Origin of the sequence: Faecalicatena faecalis (assembly GCF_012524165.2) — a bacterium.
Taxonomy (GTDB): Bacteria; Bacillota; Clostridia; order Lachnospirales; family Lachnospiraceae; genus Faecalicatena_A; species Faecalicatena_A faecalis.
In genome coordinates, this window is record NZ_JABACJ020000010.1 from 62905 (window position 1) to 84033 (window position 21129).

General features: G+C 43.4%; 19 protein-coding genes. 3 read left to right on the top strand and 16 right to left on the bottom strand.

Features of this window, described 5'->3' with window-relative positions:
* Positions 1-6 precede the first annotated feature (6 nt).
* From HGO97_RS11735 to gp17, 7 genes are all read right to left on the bottom strand, one after another.
* A complete protein-coding gene (locus HGO97_RS11735) occupies positions 7-3345 on the bottom strand; it encodes a phage tail spike protein (protein ID WP_216241861.1) in 3339 nt (1112 codons plus the stop codon).
* Positions 3345-4874: a distal tail protein Dit gene (locus HGO97_RS11740; protein ID WP_216241863.1), complete on the bottom strand. Its 1530-nt coding sequence runs from the start codon at positions 4872-4874 to the stop codon at positions 3345-3347. The genes HGO97_RS11735 and HGO97_RS11740 overlap by 1 nt, the downstream gene beginning before the upstream one ends.
* Before the next feature lie 10 nt (positions 4875-4884).
* Complete coding sequence (locus tag HGO97_RS11745; protein WP_216241865.1) at positions 4885-7506, bottom strand: hypothetical protein; 2622 nt, start codon at positions 7504-7506, stop codon at positions 4885-4887.
* A complete protein-coding gene (locus HGO97_RS11750) occupies positions 7507-7773 on the bottom strand; it encodes a hypothetical protein (RefSeq protein WP_216241867.1) in 267 nt (88 codons plus the stop codon).
* A gap of 83 nt (positions 7774-7856) precedes the next feature.
* The gene (locus HGO97_RS11755; RefSeq protein ID WP_216241869.1) at positions 7857-8240 is read right to left on the bottom strand and encodes a tail assembly chaperone; all 384 of its coding nucleotides are present in this window, start codon (positions 8238-8240) and stop codon (positions 7857-7859) included.
* Between the two features lie 72 nt (positions 8241-8312).
* Complete coding sequence (locus tag HGO97_RS11760) at positions 8313-8831, bottom strand: phage major tail protein, TP901-1 family (protein WP_216241871.1); 519 nt, start codon at positions 8829-8831, stop codon at positions 8313-8315.
* 87 nt (positions 8832-8918) lie between these two features.
* Positions 8919-9308 (bottom strand): tail completion protein gp17, encoded by a 390-nt coding sequence (gene gp17, locus HGO97_RS11765; protein ID WP_216241873.1) that lies wholly within the window; start codon positions 9306-9308, stop codon positions 8919-8921.
* A gap of 422 nt (positions 9309-9730) precedes the next feature.
* Here gp17 and HGO97_RS11770 point away from each other — a divergent pair, with 422 nt between their 5' ends.
* Together HGO97_RS11770 and HGO97_RS11775 are read left to right on the top strand one after the other, a co-directional pair.
* Positions 9731-10057, top strand: coding sequence for a helix-turn-helix domain-containing protein (locus HGO97_RS11770; RefSeq protein WP_216241875.1), 327 nt, complete (start codon positions 9731-9733; stop codon positions 10055-10057).
* A gap of 55 nt (positions 10058-10112) precedes the next feature.
* On the top strand, positions 10113-10583 hold the full coding sequence (locus tag HGO97_RS11775) for an ImmA/IrrE family metallo-endopeptidase (protein ID WP_216241877.1): 471 nt from the start codon (positions 10113-10115) through the stop codon (positions 10581-10583).
* Positions 10584-10724: 141 nt separating this feature from the next.
* Here HGO97_RS11775 and HGO97_RS11780 read toward each other — a convergent pair whose 3' ends face one another.
* On the bottom strand, positions 10725-11408 hold the full coding sequence (locus tag HGO97_RS11780) for a YczE/YyaS/YitT family protein (protein WP_216241879.1): 684 nt from the start codon (positions 11406-11408) through the stop codon (positions 10725-10727).
* Positions 11409-11563: 155 nt separating this feature from the next.
* Here HGO97_RS11780 and HGO97_RS11785 point away from each other — a divergent pair, with 155 nt between their 5' ends.
* Positions 11564-12526 carry a LysM peptidoglycan-binding domain-containing protein gene (locus tag HGO97_RS11785; RefSeq protein WP_216241881.1) on the top strand — a complete coding sequence of 321 codons (963 nt, stop codon included), beginning with the start codon at positions 11564-11566 and terminating at the stop codon, positions 12524-12526.
* Between the two features lie 259 nt (positions 12527-12785).
* Here the strand turns inward: HGO97_RS11785 and HGO97_RS11790 are convergent, their stop codons facing one another.
* The 8 genes from HGO97_RS11790 to HGO97_RS11825 all read right to left on the bottom strand — a co-directional run bounded on the left by HGO97_RS11790 (position 12786) and on the right by HGO97_RS11825 (position 21101).
* Positions 12786-13967, bottom strand: coding sequence for a substrate-binding domain-containing protein (locus HGO97_RS11790; protein WP_216241883.1), 1182 nt, complete (start codon positions 13965-13967; stop codon positions 12786-12788).
* Positions 13968-13986: 19 nt separating this feature from the next.
* On the bottom strand, positions 13987-15102 hold the full coding sequence (locus tag HGO97_RS11795) for an MBL fold metallo-hydrolase (RefSeq protein WP_216241885.1): 1116 nt from the start codon (positions 15100-15102) through the stop codon (positions 13987-13989).
* 218 nt (positions 15103-15320) lie between these two features.
* Positions 15321-15977 (bottom strand): GntR family transcriptional regulator, encoded by a 657-nt coding sequence (locus HGO97_RS11800; RefSeq protein ID WP_216241887.1) that lies wholly within the window; start codon positions 15975-15977, stop codon positions 15321-15323.
* A 461-nt stretch (positions 15978-16438) separates the two neighbouring features.
* Positions 16439-16585: a hypothetical protein gene (locus HGO97_RS11805; protein ID WP_216241889.1), complete on the bottom strand. Its 147-nt coding sequence runs from the start codon at positions 16583-16585 to the stop codon at positions 16439-16441.
* A gap of 172 nt (positions 16586-16757) precedes the next feature.
* On the bottom strand, positions 16758-17693 hold the full coding sequence (locus HGO97_RS11810) for an alpha/beta fold hydrolase (protein WP_216241891.1): 936 nt from the start codon (positions 17691-17693) through the stop codon (positions 16758-16760).
* Positions 17694-17701: 8 nt separating this feature from the next.
* On the bottom strand, positions 17702-19081 hold the full coding sequence (locus tag HGO97_RS11815; protein ID WP_216241893.1) for a citrate/2-methylcitrate synthase: 1380 nt from the start codon (positions 19079-19081) through the stop codon (positions 17702-17704).
* Between the two features lie 244 nt (positions 19082-19325).
* Positions 19326-20201 (bottom strand): 16S rRNA (adenine(1518)-N(6)/adenine(1519)-N(6))-dimethyltransferase RsmA, encoded by an 876-nt coding sequence (rsmA, locus tag HGO97_RS11820; protein ID WP_216241895.1) that lies wholly within the window; start codon positions 20199-20201, stop codon positions 19326-19328.
* A gap of 135 nt (positions 20202-20336) precedes the next feature.
* The gene (locus HGO97_RS11825; protein WP_216241897.1) at positions 20337-21101 is read right to left on the bottom strand and encodes a TatD family hydrolase; all 765 of its coding nucleotides are present in this window, start codon (positions 21099-21101) and stop codon (positions 20337-20339) included.
* Positions 21102-21129 lie beyond the last annotated feature (28 nt).

Consider the following 21129-nt stretch of genomic DNA (forward strand, 5'->3'; position numbering starts at 1 on the left):
CACTCATCACCTTACCTTTCCAAATGAGAGATTCCCATTTTCCCTTGGTTTAAATGCGAAATTACCAATTGATAGAGAATTCAGGATTTCAGTATCTGTAATATACATCCTCCGATTGCTGATATAAGCAACCTCATTTCCATTTTCCAGAAATGATATTCTATCATTGATCATTTTCAGAATCAGTGGGTTTCCTTCCTCTCCGATTACAATTGCTCCATCAATGAAGCGAATATATTTTTTGATCTCACTAAACCCTGAATCAGTCTCACCCACCAGTGCATTCATATTTTTTGTCAACTGTTCAAAGTTAAAATTAAATGCATTTTTAGTCTGTTCAAATTGTGTATTTACATTTCCCAGCATATTTTCAATATCATCTTTAGAATAAGTCTTCTCGCCGACTTCAATTACGACCTTGTCATATGCCTTGTCAATTTCTGCATATACACTCTGATAGATTGTCTCGATTACCTGAGACTGGTCATTCACAATTTCCCAAGCTGATGTAGTACTATTATAATGTTTCATCAGCGGCGGGCTGATGGACGTGTCACACCACAGCTTTGTCTTATCTGCTGGTTCTGTATTACTTACAATTGCCGCATCCTTCCCTGCCTCCCCCTTTATCTTCGTCCAGGAATACTTAGCAGCATCTGTACTGTCAGCAGATGTATAATCTGTATACTGACCGATAAATAATTTATTCGTGCTATCTGTTGTAGAAAACCCCGTTTTTCCATCTGCACTATTTGCATAGGCAATATGCAGATAAGGGGTTTTACCATCTGCTCCTTTCGGCCCCTGAATCCCTTGTGAACCATCCGCGCCTTTTATCTTGCTCCATGCATATTTCTTAGGATCAGAACTATCTGCTTGTGCAAAATCTACATACATTCCGATATACATGCGGCCGCTGTCTGTAACAGAAAAGTCCTTCGTACCATCCGCACTATTTGCATAAGCGATATGGGTATAGCTGGTCCTCCCATCTGTACCTTTCGGCCCTTGTATTCCCTGGTCACCTTTCGGCCCCTGCAGTCCCTGCAGGCCGCGCTCTCCTGAATCGCCTTTTTCACCTTTTGGTCCCTGCTCTCCCCGGCCTCCAAACACTCCTGTCACACGTGGTGTCGTATTATCTTTACTTCCATCGGTATATATATAAACCTCATAAATCCACAGGAAACGATTCGTCTCTGTCATCGTCGGAATCGTGGTCTGCCATCCAGCAGTCTCCGTTGTGATTCCTGTATCCTTTGCAGAAACTAGATAATATGCTTTCCTCTCCTGTATTCCTTTTCCAGGCTCGCCCTTCTTTCCGGCATCACCCTCGAATTTATGCCATTTATAATCTGACGTTTTGTCCGAATCCGGCTGATAAAAATCTACATACATTCCAATCCAGCTTCCTGGTGTTTCCCCAGAATTATCTGTAAATGTATTTCCTCCATCATTTGAATACTTGATATGAAGGTAGGAAGTATTACCATCTTCTCCATTCTCTCCCGGAATTCCCCGGTCTCCCTGGGGCCCCTGTGTCCCTTCTAACTGCTGCCATTGATAAACTTTTGGATCTGTGGAATCCTCCACGTTAAAATCAACGTAGGTCCCGATATATTTATCTGGAATCTTCGTCATCTGGGCAGAAGACGGATTTTTCACCGGGCTGTACATCACATGAAAATAAGATGATCTTCCCGGATTCCCTGACGGCCCCGGTATTCCCTGATCTCCTTTTGCACGGCACCACCTGTAATCCTTGACATTCATCGAAGCGGTTTCAACCTCATCTGTCCGAACACCAATGTAATCCCCTGGTGTCTCTCCATTCTCTTCTGTGAATGTTTTTCCGCCGTCATTTGAGTATTTAATATGCAGGTATTGTGTCCGGCCATCTACACCATCCACCAGATTTGCCACAGTCACTTCACAGGTTCCCCGAAGTGTTCCTGCCTTGTCAGATGCTTCACACCTAAAGACTGCCTTTCCTTCTATATCCTTGGCATGGATCGTGATACTCTTCCCATCTGCCGCTTCTGCCCCATTCTTCATCCAACGGATCGTAAGGCTGTCTGTCATATCCTTTCCTACATCCATAACCAACGCTGTCAGAGTGGTAATTCCTTCCCCATTTCTAAAAACAATCCCATTATCTGACAATATAGAACAGGTATATACCTTATTGGCAGCAATTATCTCATTCATTTTCTGAACCAAAGCTGGATCTATCTGGCTCTGGAGCTCTTTAAAATTGCTGAATGTGGTCTTATTATTCGAAGGATCTGTAAAACTCCTCTGCTGCTCCGTTACCCTGGCCTCTAAATATAGTTCCGGTGTATATTCTTGGTCGACAATCGTCACCGTGTCACCGATATTTGTGTCAAAATATCCATCCACTTCATAACTGACCTGAGGAACACAGTTTTTCTTCAATTCAGCAAGTGCCTGCTCGTATAGGTCATTCACATTGTCTGTATCACAGTCCCAGATCTGGGCAATATATCTTTCATTCTCATTAGCCAACAAATTTGAAGGAAAACGATCTCTTGCCTGAACCGCGTAAATATTTCTTTTCCCTGCTGGGCAGATATACTCTACATTCCCCTGGGAATCATATTCCGTCCTATTGATACTGCTTACTGTGAGGCCATCCTTCCCAGTTGGGCGGATGGCCGTATATAACTCAGTAATATCAGACGTTTTCGTAATCCCCGACACATTTTTCCCATAGCGGAGAATTGTATCCGTACGGTCTGTCCCTACTCCCTGCACCGTATCTGTATGCTCTTTATAAACGTTCAGTACAATACTGTTAAGAGAGTAATCTGCATTAAGTTTCGGTACAAACTCTACCTCAGCATGAAATACTTCTGCTAGCGAAAAAATTCTTGCCAGCATGGTCTCTGTTCCTGTCCATTCATACTTTACAGACTGATTTGAAACCTCGTTAATCCCCAGTGTCACAACCTTCTCATAATCAAAAATATTTAGATACTGTTGAAAGGTCATAGCAGACGATGCCTTATAAGCTTCTTTTTGTTCGTTTAGAAGCTCAAAATTCAAAGAATATGCTTCTACCTCAATCTCAGATTCTGTACAAGTTACACGCATGATATTAAGATAATAATCCTGGTTCCGATATCTGAATGCCAGCTTATTTCCTTCTGCCAGATACTCTGCATCCGTATGTTTAGAATCTGTCTTAAAGGTGTATGTATTAGCAGACCCCTTCAAATACTGATGTAATTCATCCTCGTAATAATGCATAGCATCTGGGACTGTATTATCTAAAAAGGTGCATACCTTGTCATATGTATTTAACACTGCAATCCTTATATTTTCCATTACAAATATGCCTCCCTTATCTTCGCTTCTGCTGTAGGCCCAGGGTTACTAAAATCAGAATAGTAGAACTGTACCTTCATTTCGCCGGGCGGTGCGAGAAAATAGGTGCTTCCTACCTGCTCATCATCCAGGCTGACTACTCCATCTACGTATACCTTAGAGGCTGAGCCATCTACATAAACTGTACTATTCGCCCGATATCGGTTGGGGATATCATACCAGTATTTCACATGGTCTTTTTGAAACAAGACATTATGGATATACATCCTGGAAACCAGATTTCCAGCGCCTCTTGTCCCCCATTGTCCAAGAAAAATAGTCAGTGTCGCAGCCTTTTTATTTGCAAGCGAAGGAACTCGAAATTGATACTTTCCTCCACCAAAATAAAATTCAAACAGCTCTCCACTTTTTCGAATGTATATATTGCTTCCAGTCCCTTTTGCTGTAACCGATTTGTAATTCGGTTCATATAAAATCCGCTTCTTTTCTGCAAGCTGTATCTGCATGATTGCATTCGCCAAATTTGTGTTCGTAGATTTCTTAAAAATGTGGATAGATGCCAGGTGCTGTCCGTTCTCATCCCCTACTACGAACTCCAGCAGACCTGTCTGTGGAACTCTTCCTGTTTCGAACCAGACATGTGATTGTGCCAAAAAATTGGCTGCCCCAATTTCTCCATTTGAGTCCGCAGGCAATGACACCATTTTACTAGCTCCATGCCAATTGCTGCCGCTCCCCACATTATCCAATGCCAGAACCTTCTGACCATTTATAGTTACCGTTTTGAACGAGCCATTTTTCGGAAAATTTTCTGTCAAAATGCCCTGACCATCCACCATCGCGCCCATCTCCTGTGCATTCCTGTAATGAACAAGAACCTGGGATTTCTGGCGTATCTCGGCATCTACTTCGTCCGGCGATCCAAGCTCTATCACCCCATGTTCACTCACGATTCCAATATACCCGTTCTCATGATTATGTGTAATCGTATAGTCAACCGGCACCGCCTCTGTTCCTTCATTCACAATCACAGCTTCCAGCACCCCGTCACTATTGACAGCAGCCTGAAAGGTCTTTTCGACCGCAGAATGCTTATATGGGTCCGCGCAGTAGATTTCAAAACTTCCGACCACATTTAGCAGCCCCGCCGGAACCTCCTCCACCGAACTCTTTGTCCCGATAAAATATTTATCCGGCTCATCATAGAACACGATTTTGGACTGCTCCTGGTCTAAAATCAAATTCAATTTATTAAATTTATCCCGAAATTCTTCCGGCGTTTTAGCCGCAAGGCTGTAGGTCACCGTTATGACCCTTGGCGTATTTCTCTTACTCTGAAACTGAGTCCCGTCTACATTACCGATCTGGCGGTCCGTGATTTCAGATTCTAATAATTCCCTTCCCACAACATGCAGGGTCCGGTATCCCTCAATTTCATTTTCGATATATTTGTCATTAATACTTACAGCTTCGGCAGGGAGGGATCCCTTGCCTCTGCCGTATTCTATGGTATCTACAAAACTATACATATGTCCCTCCTTACCTTACACCGCTAACATATCTTCTTACTTTTTCTTCTTTTTCGTTCTTTTCTCTAACATATCTTGCACTGCCGTAGCCGACCTCTTTTCCATCCATAATACTTCTCACCTCTGCATTTACATAGATAGCAGGATGATAAGAATAGTCACTTTGCAGCTCCTGGTTTCCAAATGAATAATTTCCCATGGACATTCCTTCAAACGCAGGTACATCTGGAATGAATACCATTTCCTCACTTACATGCCTGATCAGATTTCCCATGGATTCGATTCCGATTGCAAAGCCCTCACCTATAAAACCTCCAAGCTCTTTGAATACCCTTGAAGGACTTCCAATTTTGGATTTAGCGATCACAGCTTTTTCTGCTGCTACTGCCAGTTGTTCCGCAACAGCCTGTACCTCAGCTAAAGAGGCACGCATGCCGTTTGCAAGCCCCATTCCGATGAACCAGCCGCAGGTATATGCCCCATACTCTGCTGCCCGCAGTGCGGAAATAATAGCCGTCGCGACATTAACTGCAATCAATACGGCCTGTATGATGCCATTAGAAAACATGCTTGTGAAACCTGTTCCTGCCTGTAATCCTACCACTGTTAACTGCATTCCCATTGTCATGGCCGCAATTGTAATTGCTGCAAATCCTGCCAGCATAGGCCCGATATCTAATGGTGGAATCACAAAACCACTAAACGCAGCCGTTACAACTGCAATACTTGCGGCAACATTCAATGAAAGCACTGCCAACTGCATCAGTAATCCATTTAGCAGTGACGCCGCTGTTGCTGCCGTGGTAATCGCAAGGTTGATTCCTGTCATTCCTTCCGCCGCATTTTGAAGGCCTTCGCCTTTTCCAGCAATTTCACCGAGTCCGGTAGCCACTGCCAGTAGTGCTGCCCCTACATCTATAATGGATAATTCAGTAATCATCTTGATTCCTTTTGCAACCAGTTGGAAGCCACGTCCTGCATTTAATGCTGATTCGCCAATCGCGGTAATGATATCCGCAATGGCCTCCAATATACTTGTAAAGCCTCCGCTGATGGAATCGATTACCCCGGAGACTCCCTCCGTTATTGTTGAGAATCCCTCACTGATAGACTCTACGATCTGGGTGATAATCTCCCCTGCCGTCTGCATAACATTTACAAGTGTAGTTCCGATGGCATTTACAATCTGAGTCACTGCAGCAGTTATTATCGGTACCAGGCTTGCAAATGCTGCAATAATTATTGTAACGGCCATTGCAATTGCCATTGCCACCTGTGTCACCGTAATTCCCAACTGACTGAGGAAAGGTGTAAGTGCCTCAATCATGACAGAGGCCAGGGCCATGCCTGCCCCTACCATTAAAACAGTTGCTCCGAACGACAGCATTCCGGGTATCGCTTCATTTAGCAGACCCCCAAATTGTGCAAACACAATGGCAAGAGCTGCCACAGCAATTCCAAACATCCCCATCGCAACCGCACCTTCGGTTCCTGTTGCAGCAATCGGCACCATAGCCAGTGCCATGATGGATACCGCTGCTGCAAAGGCAACGATCCCCAGCATACTTTCCTCAAGATCTGCTCCCACTTTTGACAGAACAACTCCCAGACCAGCTACGACCGCTCCAAATGTAAGGAGAGGTACGACCGCTGTAACTCCCAGCTCCGCCAGTGGCTGTAATGCCAGGGCCAGACCAGCCAGTGCGCCAATAATCAACGCAATTCCAGCACTTTTCTGAAACGAATTAAATCCTGTCTTTAAAGAGGTTACTGCCTCACTTGTCTTTTTTCCTGCATCGCCAGCCTGTTTTTCCCCTTCTGACAGACCAAGGAACATTCTTCCCAGTTTTCCAAGACTACTCTTTCCCAGCCCGGAAAATGCGCCCGTCAATGTCTCAATAAGGGGGGTTACAGCTCGAAACATCTTAAATCCCTTGACAGTCGCCAACAATATGGGCAGCCCTTTCAGCAATCCAACTACTTTATCAGCATTATCTTTCAAGAATCCGGCAAATGTTTTCAGATATCCGGCAGCCGTATGGACAGCGTCCCCAAAACTCTCGATGCTTTTATCCGACCCAAATTTTCCTACTATTTTACCCAATTCCTTGCCAATCGCGCTGAATGCACCGCCAAACTCCTCGGGTACACCTGCCATGTTCTCTGTAAATGCATCCAGATACTTGGACAGGGTCTCTACCCCTTTTCCAATTCCTGATGCAAGAGCGTCTCCGTCAATCTGGCTGAAACAATCCGTCAGCTTACCGACTGCTTTTATGCCTAAAGTGGCCACTTCATCGTATGCCGGCTGAAGCTTCGCACTGACTGTCTTCGTCAGTCCGTCCATCGCTTGATTTAATTCTCCCCATGCAGCACTTGTTTTCTGCATATCTCCAATAATTCCGGTAATTCCTTTATTAATTGTAGACATTGCAGTCTTTCCTATAGACATAAATGTCTGAAATCCCAGCCCACTGGTCATGACTGCTTTTAATTTTTCTGCGCTTCCGAGGACACTTCCCATAACCTTACTAAAATTATCATCTTTTGCATTCACTTTCGCTACGACTTCGGATAGAACTTTTGCATCAATTTCTATCACTGCTTTCGTCATTACATCCGCATCGCTCATTTATGTGCCCTCCTTTCTCAGCAGCTTACCAATACCTGAAAACCTTCCACTCTTTTCTTTCTTTTTCCCGGAAATCCTTTTCAATTCCTTTTCATAGTCATAAAATTTATCAAAACGGTTATACACTGGCTTTGTTCTTCCCTTTCCAACAGGCCGTTCTGCCTGAACTGCAAAGTTCAAATAGGCCTGCCAATGTATATAATAATCCCGGTCGACCATCCCGAGCCTGAATGCCTCCATGCGCATTTCATACTCCCGAATCGTCATTTTGTCCACCTCAGCCAAGCTTTGTAATCCAAGATAGCGAAAGCAGTCTATTGCGATCCGGTGGTAGGTTTCCTCAAAGTCTTCTATGCTTTCTCTGTCTTCTTCATTTCCTTCTCCACTGCTTCCAGTACACTGTTCGTTACCTTTCTGGTAGCATTGGCTGTCTTCAAGAAACCCAGCACTTTTTCAAAAACCTCATCGATATCCGTATCTGCATCATCCACATATTCGTCGAGTGTCTTTCTCGTAACCCTCGGTTCACAGCCTAAATTAGCAGCATCCAGCACCTCGACTAATGCCTCCACATCATCGTCCAATAATCTGGCTACACTATATCGTAGTCCGATGTTCTGTTTGATTCCCTGCATCCCCTCAACTGGAACAGAAACCCTCCTGTTCATTTCACGAAGAAATCCCATTCCAAAGTTAAACTGTACAACCTCATTGTTTATTGTTAATTCATACATCTGCCTGTCCTCCATTTTTAAGTTCTTCTTTGTGACAGGGGACCTTAGAATCCCCTGTCTGATTTATCTTCTTTATTTGTCTGCTGGTGCTGCATCTTTCGCAGTATCCTTAAATACATAGGATGCAAGTTCCTGCTGTGCATCCGTGATTGTTGCAAATCCTTTTACTCCGGTTCCCTCAATCCCGAACTCAAGAGTTGCCTCTGCATGATCCTCTGAATTGGATGCTAACTCAAAACTTGTCACGAATCCCTGGAAATACTTCGCTGCATATTTTCCGGCATCCTCTCCAGTCCCTGGATTATCCAGATTCACTTCCCAGATTTCTACCTTCTCGCCTGAATCGAGTGCAGCTTCCAGTTTCCCAATCATTTCATCATTCTCATTTGCAAAAAGAGCTGTTGTACTGAGTTCAACCTCTGCCTCCTGCGGAACACGAATGACTCCATCCTTTGTCGCTACAGTGTCTGAATCCCTTGATTTAGAACGGCTGTTTTCTGTTGTGAAAGCAATTGCCGTTGCTGTGCTTGTCTCTGCATCCTTTAAAATACGGTATAAGTAAACCATTCTTTTTCCTTTAATTACGCTCATGTTAAATCCTCCTAATAAAATGATGTTTGGTTCAAAATTTTTTTGCCCATGATACCTGCGGATTTCTCCATATCTCTACCTCTGGTATCATAAAATATCGAATACTAATTTTACGGTTCCCCGCCAAAGCGGAGGGGTACCTGTTCTGTCTTGGGTGATCTTAATGCCTGAATGATTGATTACAGGCGACACCCTGAATCCATATGAATCAGATATTGCCATGGCCTCATTTAAGACTTCTCCGCATAAATCTGACACTTTCTTCCGGTTCTCCTCGGTATCCCAGATGTTGAGACTGACAGAAACTTTTGATAGATTCCCATCCTTTGTTCCTATGTACTCTGTCTCGAAGTCTCCAAAATCTGCGAGTGGATATTCAGCCCCCGTTTCGGGCCGGCTCTCATAGACTCTTTCTGATAGCCGGGCAGATAACAGTTCCCATAAACTGTCATGTATAGCCTGCTCTGCTGTTCTCACCTAATCACCTCCCTGCCTTTCCTTTCGTAGCTTTTATCGGGATTCCACGTCTGCCCCTGTTCACTCCATGGATTTTATCGGGACTGCGCGCCTGCCCCTTTTCTTTGCGTAGCTTTTTATGTCGATCCACGTCTGGACAAGTGGGATAAAATGCAGATACTAAAGTCCATTTGCATCTGTGCACTATTTGTGCTCAATCAAGGTAAAAAAATATACGTTCCAATCTTTATATAGTTTTAAATCCACTATAATCATATAGTTTTGAACATATTTAATTCTCGTCTTGATTTTGAGTACATCTTGTGCTCACCTATATAGTACACGATTCGTGCTCTGATGTCAAGCACTAATTGTGCACTTTTTTATTTACATTCAAACACGTTTCGTATATAATACAACTATCAAGGAAAGGAAGTGTACAAATGGCCGATTTTGCAAAGGTATTACGTTTACTAAGAAACAAAAAAGGATTTTCACAACAGGAGCTTGCAGATTCACTTGGAATTTCTAAGAGTGCAGTCAACATGTACGAACGGGGAGAACGACAGCCTAATTTTGAAACACTGGAGCTGATTGCCGATTACTTTAATGTAGATTTAGACTATTTATTGGGTCGGACCACCCAGGCATCACATTCTACAGAGCCAGTTACAATTGCTGCTCATCTCGATACTGAAGACTTGACTCAGGATGAATTAGACGATGTTGCCAACTACATTGCATTTATAAAAAACAAGAGAAATAAGTAAAGTCCTGATTATTGTACATGCGGTTTTGTATAATAAATAAACAGGAGTTGATTGAATGAATAAGTACGAAAAATTATTAGACAAGGCTTATAAAGCCGGTATTGATGTGGATGAAGGCTATCCATTTAACGGAAAGCTGTCCGGTCTATACGTGGACGGTAACATTGCATTGTCAGACAAACTGGAGACTTCAGTGGAAAAAGGCTGCATTATGGTAGAAGAACTGGGACATCACTATACGACTGCCGGAGATATTACAGACCTGTCCAAAACAGAGAATAGAAAACAGGAGCATCAGGCCAGATTGTGGGCCTACAATGAACATATAGGGTTAAAAGGCTTAATAGCGGCCTACGAGCATGGTTGCCATAATAGTTTTGAGATAGCGGAATACCTGGAAGTAACAGAGGAGTTTCTACAGGAATGCATCTGCTGTTATCGTGAAAAATATGGGGTCGCTGCAACATTAGATAGTTATTGCATCATGTTCATCCCACATCTGGCTATCGGTAAGGTTTTAAAGTAATGCCCTTCATAAGACCATATCATAAAACAGAAAAGAGTGGAAGATCAGGCCAGTCCCTTAACAGCCAGGTCTCCCACTCTTTCTATCTCATGATATTATTAGGAACCTTCTATGCTTTGCATTTACATATCCATGATAGATCTACTCTTCCTTCAAGATCCCCTGAATCACCTTTTTTGTCTTAGGCAGCCAGAACTGTACCAGCGGTCCGGTCAGAAAGACAGCCACGATGGTTCCGACCCCTACAGTCCCGCCAAGCAGGAATCCCAGCACAACAAAGAACAAGTCGCATCCGACTCTGACCCATCTGAATTCTACGGATTGAATCTTATCCGATAAAATAATCGCTACCAGATCATTCGGCCCTGTCCCTGCATTACTGTTAATTACGATCGACATCCCTGCAGACAGAATCACACATCCGGCAACCATACTGACCACCCGGATTAACATCGCTGCATCTGCGTTGATATATCCGCCGAACAGCCAGGTAAAAAGATCGATGATCGGTCCGCCGCAAAAAGCACATACTACGGTCCCCGGCTTCACATATCCCTTGGTCGTTGCCAGCATGAGCACCATCAAAATGCACAGCACAATCACATGTACCGTCCCGACTGTCAGGTGTACCGTCCTTGACAAGCCCTGAATAAAGACAGTAAATGTATCAGTCCCCAGCTCAGACAGCAGAAACAGCGTCACGCCCAGATGTGCGATGGTCAGTCCGACCAGCAGAATAATCAGAGCTTTTGCCCATCCCTTCGCATCCCTCTGCGAAGTATCCGAGGCAAACTGCTCCTTTTTCTTTTCCTTTACATTCTCCATTTTGATATCCCCCATTTAAATAGCGTATTAATATAGATATTATAGCTTTCCACAAAGGATTATTCAATCGCTGATTCCACTCTGTGAACTGTTTTTCCCTGATTTTCATATAATAAAATGATCATGCTCTCCATTTTATGGTGAAGGAGTTTATTATGAGTATAAAAGGACTTGATGTCAGTGAGTTCCAAGGAATCATCGACTGGGACCAGGTAAAAGCTGCAGGATATCAATTCGCAATGATTCGTGCAGGATATGGTTTCGGCACTTTAGACAAACAATTTCAAAGAAATGCAGCAGAATGCAACAGAGTCGGACTTCCCATTGGAGTGTATTGGTTCTGTTATGCACTGACTCCGGAAACCGCGCGTCAGGAAGCTGATGGCTGTATCAATGCAATATCGGGTTATCGTCTGGATTATCCAATCTGCTATGACATTGAACAGGCCACGATCAACTATGCCGCCGAATATGGTGTCACAGTTACCAAAAATCTCGCTACCCAATTCGTTCAAAACTTCTGCAGCCGAATAGAGGCCAGAGGATACTTTGCAATGTTCTACAGCAATCGAAATTTCCTGAATCAATATTTTCCTGAAGACTTGTCCCAACGATATGCCCTATGGTATGCATATTATAATAGTCAATTTGACAACACCAGATGTGGTATGTGGCAGTACACCAATCAGGGAAATGTGCCCGGGATCAGTGGAAATGTGGATTTAGATGAATCCTTTGAAGATTATCCCTCTATCATCCGCAAAGCAGGATTGAATCATCTGAATGGCAGCATACCAAAACCTCCTGCACAGAATTATATCACCTATGTTGTACAGCCCGGAGACACCCTAAGTGGGATTGCAGCACGTTATGGAACGACTTATCAGACTCTGGCCGCATTAAACCAGCTTTCCAATCCGAACCTAATCTATCCGGGTCAAACAATCCGCATCCCGGAAGGAGGTGCCCCTTCCGCCCGCTATTATACGATACAGCCGGGAGATACATTGAGTGGAATCGCGGCACGCTTCGGCACCACAGTCGGTGCACTGCAGCGTCTGAATGGTATAACAGACCCCAATTTAATCTATGCAGGAAGCACGATACGAATTTCATAATAAGAAGTTTATAATTTCATAATATTTTTTCTATTTCTTTTATAGTTACGACACACTTTATGCACATTTTCCTCGTATACTAAGAGTCAGATAGTTGATAAACAACTATCTCCCCCCTCATAAAGTTAAGACATCTTGGGGAGACCTAAGATGTCGCACTTTACTCTCATTCCTTTAGATAACTATAAAAACAACGAAACCCGTTAGCCGAAAGGTTAGCGGGTTTTCGCTGTTTAAGAAAAACGGATGCAGTGTACACCTATTTAATCAGGTTCGGTGCAATCTCCGGGTCGCTGATATTCGCAGAATCATACCAATAAGCTGGAGTATCAACATCTGTTACCTCTTCACCGTTTGCAACCATTGTCAGGAGGTCAATGGTTACCTGTCCCTGATATCTCGGAGCCTGTGTCACAGCGCCATATAAGATATCATTTTCCACAGCAGCTACGATAATTGCACCAGAGTCAAACCCGCATCCAATCACCTGTCCCTTACTGACATCTTTTCCAAGCTTCTTCAGATTCTCATTTGCTGTTAAAATTCCTTCTGTTGTCTCCTGGTTGGTTCCCATAAGACCCACCAGATCCTCTTCATTCAATAATGCGGAAGCTTCCGTTGCACAAAGTTCATTCGTAGCTTGTGCAGGAACCCTTACCTCTATAATGACATCTGCTGTAGATTCATCTCCTGAATCCTTGCAGTCAGCAACAAACTTATCATTTCCGATGACAGCTAATTTTTTACCATCAGCCGCACAAAGCTCAGACATCTTATCGATAAATCCTAATCCTCTCTGGATTACAGATTCACTGGTCGAATCCTGATTGACTTCCCCTATTCTCACCGGAGCTTTTGCCTCTGCGATCTCATCCTTAATGGCATCATACATATGCTCTGCTGCAATCTCTCCTGCCGCATAGTTATCTGTCGTTGCTGTGGCATAGACACTGCCTTTTGGCGCATCCGGGATACCTGAATTAAAACATACGACTGGAATCTCATTCTCCAAAGCCGTCTGGAGAGAATCCAGACATGCATCCTGGTCACTCGCCGCAATACCGATTCCATCTGGCTTACCACTGATTGCACTATTGAGCATCTGGACCTGATCTGCAATGTCAGAGCTTGTATTTGGTCCATCACACTGCACCTCCACGCCCAACAGTTCTGCTTCATCCTGTGCACCCTTTACCGTTGCCTGCCAGAAATCTGAGCTATAACTCTTAACGATGATATGGAACTTATACTTTCCATCTGCTTTCACGTCTCCATAAGCAGACTTCCCGGAGGGTTCATTCTTCTGGTCCGTTTTATCAGCATCATCCGCTGCTTTCTTCTCTGTATTTGTATCTGCGTTTTCTTTTTTACCCCCGCATCCTGTTAACATACCAGCAGCCATTGTCAGTCCTAATGCGAAAATCAATACTTTCTTTTTCATATCCTTTTCCTCCTAAATACTAAACATTCCCATCTTCTGGTTTCCTGCTGTTTCCATATTTTCTCGCATATTCACCATATGTAATGGATTTCGCTGCATCATATCCATCTCCCTGATTCGGATAGCGGTATCTCTTAATATCCTGATCATTCGGATAAATAAAACGTGCACCCGGCTTTAGGATCACCGTCTTGATCTGCGGGGTATTCTCACTTACGATCCGCTCGAACTGACTCACCAAAAGATCCGGGTCACTGGCTGTATTCGCCCAGTTATCATAATGGTCTGGAATCAGAACTTTTGCCTTTAACGTCTCTCCAAGTCTTGCACAATCATAAGGTGACATCTTATCAGTGGCACCCGGAGCATTCATGCCCATATCAAAGATTGCCACGTCAATATCATAATTATCACCTACTGCTTTATATCCGTCATGGTACCATGTGTCACCCAGGAACATAATATTTCCTGCCGATGTTTTAAACAGAAAGCTCGTCGCACAGTTCTCATAACGATCCGGTACACTCCCCTCGCCTGTCTTAATGACAGTTTCATCATAGTTCATGCAAAATTCAACCTCTGCTCCCGGAACCTTTACTGACTCTCCCACAATTGTTGTAGTAATTCTGTCATCCGGCACCTCAAAGGATCTGAGTTTTTCCACCGTTGTCGGTGGTCCGTAAAACATACAATCTGTCGTCTGTAAAGCCGCTTTTACCGTATACAGGTCGCAGTGATCCTGATGCTTATGTGTACTGAAAGCTCCGTCCAAACGATGGAACTTCCATGGATCGATCAACTGCGGGTTAAGCCTCATCCAATTGATTGTCTCTGCTCCGGCCTGTTTGCATACTCCGCAGTAATAATATTGTGTATAATGGGATGGCCCAGAGTATACATCGATGAAAAAAATACCTCCTTCATCTGTCTTCAATACCCAAGATGGCCCGCCCAGCCACCAGATAGCAACTGTACCTTTCTCAAGCTCAATCTCCTCGATCTCCTTATTGAGCAGAGTTCCCCATTCCGGGAAACAATCCTCCAGCCAATCCTGTCTGGTAAGTGTTCTGTTCTGATTCAGGTAATCCCCTGCAAGGATTCCTCTTCCGTCCGTTCTCTCTACTTTTTCTGCCAAACTGATTCCTCCCTTCATTTGTGCAACTTGTTTGTCTATAGTTGTATCATACTCACATTTTTGTGCAAAGTCAATACAATCTATATAGATTGTATACCATTTTGTTATTTTGTATATTTCTCAATCGCTTTTAGGGCAAAAAAAATACGGATTTTGTTTGTTTTCAACAAAATCCGTAAACTTTCGTTTTACTTTCTATTATTTATAAAAATATTGACTTATAAGTATATCGACGGAGGCACATTCTCCAATTCATAGAACTTAATGGTAGGCTCTGTAATCAGCTTCAATCCCTCTTCTACATTTCCATCCTTAAGTGCCTCTATTACACCGATATGTACCTGATACTGGCAGTCCGGGTCATCCGCCTCCAGATAACGTGCTGCCTGCAAAAACTCTGACTGGAGCAGCATCGTCTTCTCCATCTTCATCAGAGTCCCGTTCTTTCCTAATCTGCACAATTCATAGTGGAAGTCTGAGTCTGCCTTGATGCGGTTAGCCATGTCATGATTCTTCGCTGCGTCCAGACAGTTCTGGGCATAGACATACAGACCGTCATATTCTGCCCGGCTTCCAAAATATGCTGCTGCCTTAATTGCAAAACGGTCCAGCACAATCTTCGTCAGACCAATCTCTCTAACTCTCTGCTCATCGTATGAGGCGACCTCTACATAGCGATTGGGATAAATATTCAAAATCCCTTCACTTGCCAGATCGCGCAGCGCATCCCTGACCGGAGTCCTGCTCACCCCAAACCTCTTGGCTATCTCCGCCTCTGGGACCCGGTCTCCGGGCTTGATCTCCAAAGAAAGAATCATATCAAATAAATGCTGATAAATCTCTTCCGACATACCGCCGGTAAATTTCCTGGTCAAAATCATTCTCCTAATCTACAATAAATTTATCCTTATATTACCATTAATCTACCATTTTTGCAATTAGTGGGAATAAGTATAGCGAACGCACTCTATTTTAAGAATTTCATAATAATTTTTCGATTTCTTTAATACTTATAACATACTTTGGTCACATTTATCTCTTATACTTGTATTTAGATAGTTGATAAACAACTATCTCCCCCCTCATAAAGTAAAGACATCTTGGGGAGACCCAAGATGTCGCACTTTACTCTCATTCCTTTAGATAACTATAAAGACAACAGAGGCCCGGATAGCCGATACTATCCGGGCCTTCTGCGTGTCCGCGAATTATATTCTTATAACTTTTATATTTTCTTTATCATTGTGCTGTCATCCAGCATATGCTATTATTTTCGTATGGAATAATCGTGTACAAGATGGTAGCCTCCCTCACTGGAATTTACTTTCCAAAGTATTTACACCTGTCTCATCTTCACATCGAAAGCTTCCTTGCGCACATTATGGTCCTGATTTTGATTTTCCGGCTTTTTCTTTTCTGTAATGCTATTAAATTCATTCCGATTCTTTTGACTATTTAATTCTTCCTGTTGTTTTTGATTCATTTCCTGACCTTTCCAGACAGCGATTTATATTCTGTCCTGCATTTTTTGTTTAGTATGCCCACTACTTTAAATACTACACATTTTTTATTACTTTCCCTATTCGTTTCTAGTATCTTGACATAAAAAGAGAACAGGCCTCATTACCGTCTGTTCTCTTCTACTCTATTCACTCTTATCCAGATATCCTTTTACTTTCCAGCCAGTCATACAAATCCTGATATACCTGCTTCCTGTCCGTCTCATTTAGAAGCTCATGTCTGTCTCCCGCATAAAGCCGCAGTGTAATATCCTTAATTCCTGCTGCCTTATACTGCTCATAGATCTTCCTGACGCCTTTTCCAAAATTCCCGGCAGGGTCCTCTGCACCTGCTGCCATTAAGACAGGCAGATTCTTTGGAATCATATAAATACTTTCCTTTTTCTGCATCTGCAGCATCCCGCTGAACATATGATAATACGCATTCACAGTAAATACAAATGAGCACAACGGGTCTGAAACATACGCATCCAGCTTCTCCTGGTCGCTCGTCACCCAGTCAGCTCTGGTCCTCGACGGCTTAAACCTCTTGTTATAGCTGCCAATCGCCATACCGTCAATAAGTTTACTGCGGTAATGCCAGCCTTTAAAAGCCGCCATTACTCTACAGAGCCGCTTGCCCATACGCAGAGCCGCACGCTTCTGATCGGCAACGACTCCGATGATAATAGCACCGCTTAAACCATTTCCATATTTCTGAATATACTGGCGCAACAGACAGGAACCCATGCTGTGCCCAAGCATAAAATATGGAGCATCAGGATACTTCTTGGAAATCCGCTGACGCAGCGTATGCATATCACCAAGCACACAGGCATTGCCGTACTTTTCATTAAAATAACCATATTCAGCCTTGCTCTGAATGGATTTGCCATGCCCAAGGTGGTCGTTTCCAACTACGTAGTAACCCTGCTGACACAAATAATTTGCAAATTCATCATAACGGTCAATATATTCCACCATGCCATGGCTAAGCTGCAGAACCGCTTTTACTTCGCCTTCCGGCTTCCATTCAATTGTATGGATTTCAGTATTACCATCTTTTGATGGGAAGTAAAATTCATCTTTCATGTTATCCTCTACCTGTCCTCTAATTTTATGTAATCACGGTAAGGAGCGAGCGGTTTATATGCCGGACGGATAATCTTATCCACATTCTTAAGCTCTTCTAGTCTATGAGCGCTCCAACCTACAATACGGGCCGCCGCAAAAATCGGAGTATACAATGCCGGCGGAAGATCAAGCATGCCATACACAAGACCGCTGTAGAAGTCGACATTCGCATTAACGCCCTTGTACATCTTACGTTTTTCACTGATAATCTCAGGTGCCATATGCTCAACCTTCTCGTAAAGCGCATATTCTTCCTCATATCCTTTTTCTGTAGCAAGCTGTTTCACAAACTTCTTGAAAATATCAGCTCTTGGGTCAGAAACCGAATAAATGGCATGGCCCATTCCATAAATCAGACCTTTCTGGTCGAAAGCTTTCTTATCCAACAGATCAGTCAGATACTGGCGAATCTGATCCTCATCCTTCCAATCTGTCAGGGTCTTCTTCATATCCTCGAACATCTGTGTCACTTTCACGTTCGCGCCACCGTGCTTCGGTCCTTTCAGAGAAGCCATCGCAGCCGCAATTGTGGAATATGTGTCTGTTCCAGAAGATGTAACAACATGTGTGGTAAATGTAGAGTTGTTACCACCGCCGTGATCCATATGGAGCACAAGTGCCATATCCAAGATTTTTGCTTCCAATTCTGTGTACTTGCGGTCCTCTCGCAGCATCATCAGGATGTTCTCTGCAGTAGATAACTCTGGATACGGTGCATAAATATACAAATCTTGTCCCCGCCTGTAGTTGTATGCATGATAGCCATAGACCATTAACATCGGAAATTGACTGATCAGATTCATACACTGGCGCAGCACATTCGGAATCGATGTGTCATCTGCCTTTTCATCATATGTGTAAAGGTTCAAAATACACCGGGAAATCATATTCATCATATCCTTGCTTGGTGCTTTCATAATGACATCCCGTACAAAGTTCGGAGGAAGCATTCTTCGCTCTGCTATCATCTCCTGGAATTCTTTTAACTGCTTCTCATTCGGAAGACTACCGAACAAAAGAAGATATGCTGTCTCCTCAAATCCAGGATGACCCGCATCCAAAAATCCCTTCACTAAGTCTTTAATATTGTAACCGCGATAATAGAGGTTTCCTGCGCAAGGAACTTCTTTTCCATCCACGATCTTTGTTGCACACACATCTGAGATGTTCGTAAGTCCGGCCAAAACGCCTTTACCATTCAGGTCACGCAGGCCGCGCTTCACCTCATATTTCGTGTAAAGCTCTTTTTCAATTGCATTGTTCTCCTCACATATCCGGGCTAATTCTTCAATCTTTGGAGTGTTTTCAAAAAAGATGTTGTCAATGTCTTTAGGTACTCTCGCCATAAAACCTCTCCCTTCCTCTTCACTAATTCACTTGTCTGACTTCTCTATTATACTAAAAAAGTGGGTTTTATACAATGAAATGTCTATTAAATATTTATGAACTGCCAAAAAAGAAAGAAAGTTCCAATAGAATCATGGGCCCTAATTTGTTGCTTGACCTTCATGTTGTGTCACCTGCCGAAGGGCTTTTTAGGATATAGGAGCCTGCATTTTTTTCTTAAAAAAGACTGGGACGCTGCCAGTCTTACACTGTGCTGCGTCCCAGATCATTACTCAAAGCTGCAAATTCTTCCAGAGTCAGGGCCTCGCCCCGAACGCTTGCGCCTCTGCCGAGACGATCAATAGCTGCTTCAATCTGTTCTTTTGTAAAATGAAGCTCCGGCGAATTCTTCAGACCGTTCGCAAGGGTCTTCCGTCTCTGGTTAAAGGATGCCCGAATAATTTTAAACATCAGCTTTTCATCCTCGACCTGCACCGGTGGATTCTCATATGTCTCTAACCGTATGACCGCAGATCCCACTTTGGGGCGCGGCATAAAACAGTTCGGAGGAACATTCGCCACAATATATGGCTTCGCATAGTACTGTACCGCCAATGACAATGCACCATAATCCTTTGTTCCGGGCCCTACCTGCATACGGTCAGCGACCTCTTTCTGTACCATGACCGTGATACTCTTAACAGGAACATGGTTCTCGAACAGTCCCATAATAATTGGTGTCGTAATATAGTATGGCAGATTGGCTACTACCTTAATCGGTCTTCCTTGATTCTCCTTCTCTGCGAGAGCCGCGATATCTACTTTCAAAATATCTTCGTTGAGAACTGTTACATTCTCGAATCCGTCCAGGGTATCCTCCAAAATCGGAATCAATGCTTTGTCAATCTCCACAGCAACGACCTTTCCTGCCGCCTGTGCAAGATACTGAGTCATCGTCCCAATTCCGGGTCCAATCTCAAGCACCTTATCCTCTGATGTAATCTCCGCGGAACGGATGATCTTGTCCAATACATGAGTATCTATTAAAAAGTTCTGTCCAAACTTCTTCTGAAATACAAAATTATACTTTTGCAAAACAGCAATTGTATTCTGCGGATTGCCTAATGTCGGCTCCTTCATAAGTTCCTCCCTGTCTAAGTTCCATAATTTTTATTTCTCACTTCTACCTAAACAGTATAATATACTTTTCTCTTCCCGACAATGTAAAATAAAATTTATATTGGGGCAGTCACAGCTTAAGGTTCTCCCATTTCTCTAATCCATGTGATAAAGTTTTCTTGCATTCGCTTCTGTCTGACTTACTACAGCATCATAGTTCACGCCTTTTAAATCTGCAATCGTCTGCGCTACATAAGTCAAATTCAGTGAAGAGTTCCTCTTACCACGGTTCGGCACCGGAGCCAGATATGGACAATCTGTCTCCAACACAATAGATTCTAACGGAATATCAGCTACCACTTCTTTTAATTTCTTTGAATTCTTAAAAGTAACGACACCACCAACTCCGATATAAAAACCTCTCTTTACGTACTCCCTCGCCATCTCTACAGAAGACGAAAAACAATGAATCACGCCATCCAGACCATCCGCGTATTCCTTCATAATCTCAAAGGTATCAAGAGCCGCATCCCTGCTGTGAATAATGACCGGAAGACCCAGTTCCCGTGCCAGACCAAGCTGCCTGATGAACCATTCCTTCTGTATGTCGTGGCTTTCATGATCCCAATAGTAATCCAGCCCGATTTCCCCAACTGCTACGAATTTATCCTCCTTAAGAATTTCCCTAAGGCGTGCAAAATTCTCTTCATTCAATTCTCCCACATCATCCGGGTGTACACCTGCTGCCCCATAAATAAAAGGATACTTTCTCACAAGTGAGCGGATATCCTCCCATGAGGCAATATCCGACCCTACATTTACAATAGTCCCGACACCTCCCTCATGCATGGAGTTCAACAACTCCTCTCTATCCTCCTGAAACTGCTCATCATCATAATGAGCATGTGTATCAAAAATCATCCTTCTGCCTCCTGTAAACTTTTCTGCC